Genomic DNA, 2,935 nt, shown 5'->3' with positions numbered 1-2,935 from the left:
CTGACGGCGCAGCACGTGCCGCGGGTCCGCCCACGACTGCGACCCGTCCGGCATGGTGATGTCGCAGAACATCCGCGCCGAGTGGTGGTGGCCGGCGGGACTCGCCCAGGGCAGCACCTGGAACGTCGACGGGTCCGGAATCGCCACGGTGTCGGATTCCGACACCCGGGCGAACCCCTCGATCGACGACCCGTCGAAGCCGATGCCCTCCTCGAAGGCGCCTTCCAGTTCCGCCGGGGCGATGGCGACCGACTTGAGGAAACCGAGCACGTCGGTGAACCAGAGCCGCACGAAACGGATGTCCCGTTCCTCGAGCGTGCGCAGGACGAATTCCTTCTGCCGATCCATATCTCGCACAGTATGCAACCCCTGTTAATTCTGTGTTACCACCGTCGTTAAATGCCCGCTCAGAACCGTTGCGAAGCGCAGACACGCGGGCGGACCGGCCTCAGCGACACTGCAGCGAGGGCGGAGGCAGGGCCACGCCGAGCAGATAACGCACCACCGCGGTGTCCACGCACTGGTCACCGTTGAACACCGCGGTGTGCTGCGTGCCGCCGTAGGTGATCAGCGGCGCGCCCAGCTGACGGGCGAGGCTGACCCCGGCCTGGTACGGGGTGGCCGGGTCGTGGGTGGTGGACACCACGACCGCCTTGCCCGGAGCGGCGGCGCTCGCGGCGTGCGGGGCCGACGTGGCCGGCACCGGCCACAGCGCGCACAGGTCGCGGGGGGCGGTCCCGGTGAACGGCCCGTAGCTCAGGAAGGGGGCAGCCTGGCGGATCTGCTGATCGGCGGCGACCCAGCTCGCCGTGTCCGTCGGCGTGGGCGCGTCCACGCAGCGGATCCCGTTGAACGCGTCCTGGTCGTTGCCGTAATGTCCGCTGCGGTCGCGGCCCTCGTAGTCGTCGGCCAGCATCAGCAGGTCGGAGGCGTCGGTGCCGCGCTGCAACCCGAGCAGGCCACTGGTCAGGTACTTCCAATGGGCCGGGGTGTAGAGCGCGTTGATGGTTCCGGTGGTCGCGTCGGCGTAGCTGAGACCGCGCGGGTCCGCCGTGCGGCCCGGCTTGAACACCAGCGGGTCTACCAGCTGGTGGTAGCGGTTCACGAACTGGGCCGGGTCGGTGCCCAGCGGGCAGGCCGGCGATCGGGCGCAGTTGAGGGCGTAGTCGTTGAAAGCGGTTTGGAATCCGGCCATTTGGCCGATGCTTTCCTGGATGGGGCCGACGGTCGGGTCGATGGCGCCGTCGAGCACCATCGCCCGCACGTGGGCGGGGAATGCCTCGAGGTAGGTGGTGCCCAACTCGGTGCCGTAGCTGTAGCCGAGGTAGTTGATCTGGTTCTCGCCCAGCGCCTGACGGACCATGTCCATGTCGCGCGCGGCCGAGGCCGTGCCGACGTTGGCCAGGAACTCGGTGCCCATGCGGTTCACGCACTGCTGGGCCAGCTGCCGGTAGATCTGCTCGATGTGCGCCACACCGGCCGGGCTGTAGTCGACCATCGGTTCGCGCCGGAACGCGTCGAACTCGGCATCGGTCCGGCAGCGCAGCGCCGGCGTCGAGTGGCCCACCCCCCGCGGGTCGAAGCCCACCATGTCGAAGTGGCGCGTGATGTCGGTGTCTTCCAGGTCCGAGGCCATTGCGGCCACCATGTCCACCGCCGACGCCCCGGGCCCGCCGGGGTTGACCAAAAGGGAGCCGATCCGCCGGCCGCTGGCGGGGACGCGGATCACCGCCAGCTTGGCTTGCGCCCCACCGGGATTGCGGTAGTCGACCGGTACCGCAACGGTGGTACACCGCGCGCCGGCGGGAACGTCGGTGGTGCCGTGGAGAAACAGGCTGCAACTGCCCCAGTTCTGCGGTACCGCCGCGGCGCGCGGCGGCGCGGGACTCGGGGTCTGGCCGGCGCCGGGCTCCGGTGCCGCACCGGCGACCGGCAGCGCCGCGGGTGATTGCGCCCCGAGCAGCAGTCCGAACGAGAGCAGCGCCGAGCTCCATGATCTCAGGCGCGACATGGCAGTCATCGTTGCAGCCGCGGATACCCGTGGCGGCGCGAAAGGATTACGCCTTGGTCTCGCTATCCCGGGCGCCGAGCGTGAACTCAGCGCCAAAAATCGGCGAAAATCTCGCCGTCAGTTCACGTTCGGCGAAGGCGTCAGCACTTGGCGCCGCGCGGTGGCGTGTCACCGCCGATGAGGTAGGCCGTCACGTAGTTGTCGATGCAGCTGTCGCCCTGGAACACCACGGTGTGCTGGGTCCCGTCGAAGGTGAGCAGCGAGCTGCGCAGCTCGTTGGCCAGGTCGACGCCGGCCTTGTACGGCGTCGCCGGGTCGTGGGTGGTGGACACCACCACGGTGGGCGCCAGGTTGGGCACCGAGATGGTGTGGGGCTTACTCGTGGGCGGCACCGGCCAGAACGCGCACGTGCCCAACGGTGCGTCACCCGTGAACTTTCCGTAGCTCATGAAGGGCGCGATCTCCCGCGAGCGGCGGTCCTCCTCGATGACCTTGGCCCGGTCCTTGATCGGCGGCTGGTCGACGCAGTTGATCGCCACCCGCGCGTCGGTGGCATTGGAGTAGTGGCCGCGCGAGTCGCGCCGCATGTACATGTCGGCCAGGGCCAGCAGGGTGTCGCCGCGGTCGCTCTCGAGTTCGGTCAGCCCTTCGGTCAGGTGGTGCCACAGCGTCGGGGAGTACAACGCCATGATCGTGCCCACGATGGCGTCGCTGTAGCTCAACCCCCGCGGATCTTTCGTGTGGGCCGGCCGGCCGATCATCGGGTCTTTCGGGTCGACCAGCTTGTCCACCAGACCGTGGTAGACCTCGACGGCCTTGGCGGGGTCGGTGCCCAGCGGGCAGGTCGGCTTCTTCGCGCAGTCGGCGGCGTAGTCGTTGAACGCGTCCTGAAACCCCTTGGCCTGGCGCAGGTCCGCCTCGATG

Annotated in this window: 3 protein-coding genes; all 3 read right to left on the bottom strand. The window is 69.1% G+C overall.

Annotated elements, in window-relative coordinates:
* Window positions 1–348: glutamine synthetase beta-grasp domain-containing protein (locus AC2VOR_RS01170; RefSeq protein ID WP_486963053.1), on the bottom strand; the 348-nt coding region annotated here is incomplete at its 3' end.
* A 100-nt stretch (window positions 349–448) separates the two neighbouring features.
* Window positions 449–2,020, bottom strand: a complete 1,572-nt coding sequence (locus tag AC2VOR_RS01165) for an alpha/beta hydrolase (protein ID WP_486963052.1) — start codon at window positions 2,018–2,020, stop codon at window positions 449–451.
* A gap of 131 nt (window positions 2,021–2,151) precedes the next feature.
* Window positions 2,152–2,935: alpha/beta hydrolase (locus tag AC2VOR_RS01160; RefSeq protein WP_486963051.1), on the bottom strand; the 784-nt coding region annotated here is incomplete at its 5' end.

The organism is Mycobacterium sp. TH-M103 (genome assembly GCF_057473785.1).
The sequence above is the reverse complement of the archived record's forward strand: the minus strand, read 5'-3'. Positions and strand labels throughout refer to the sequence as shown.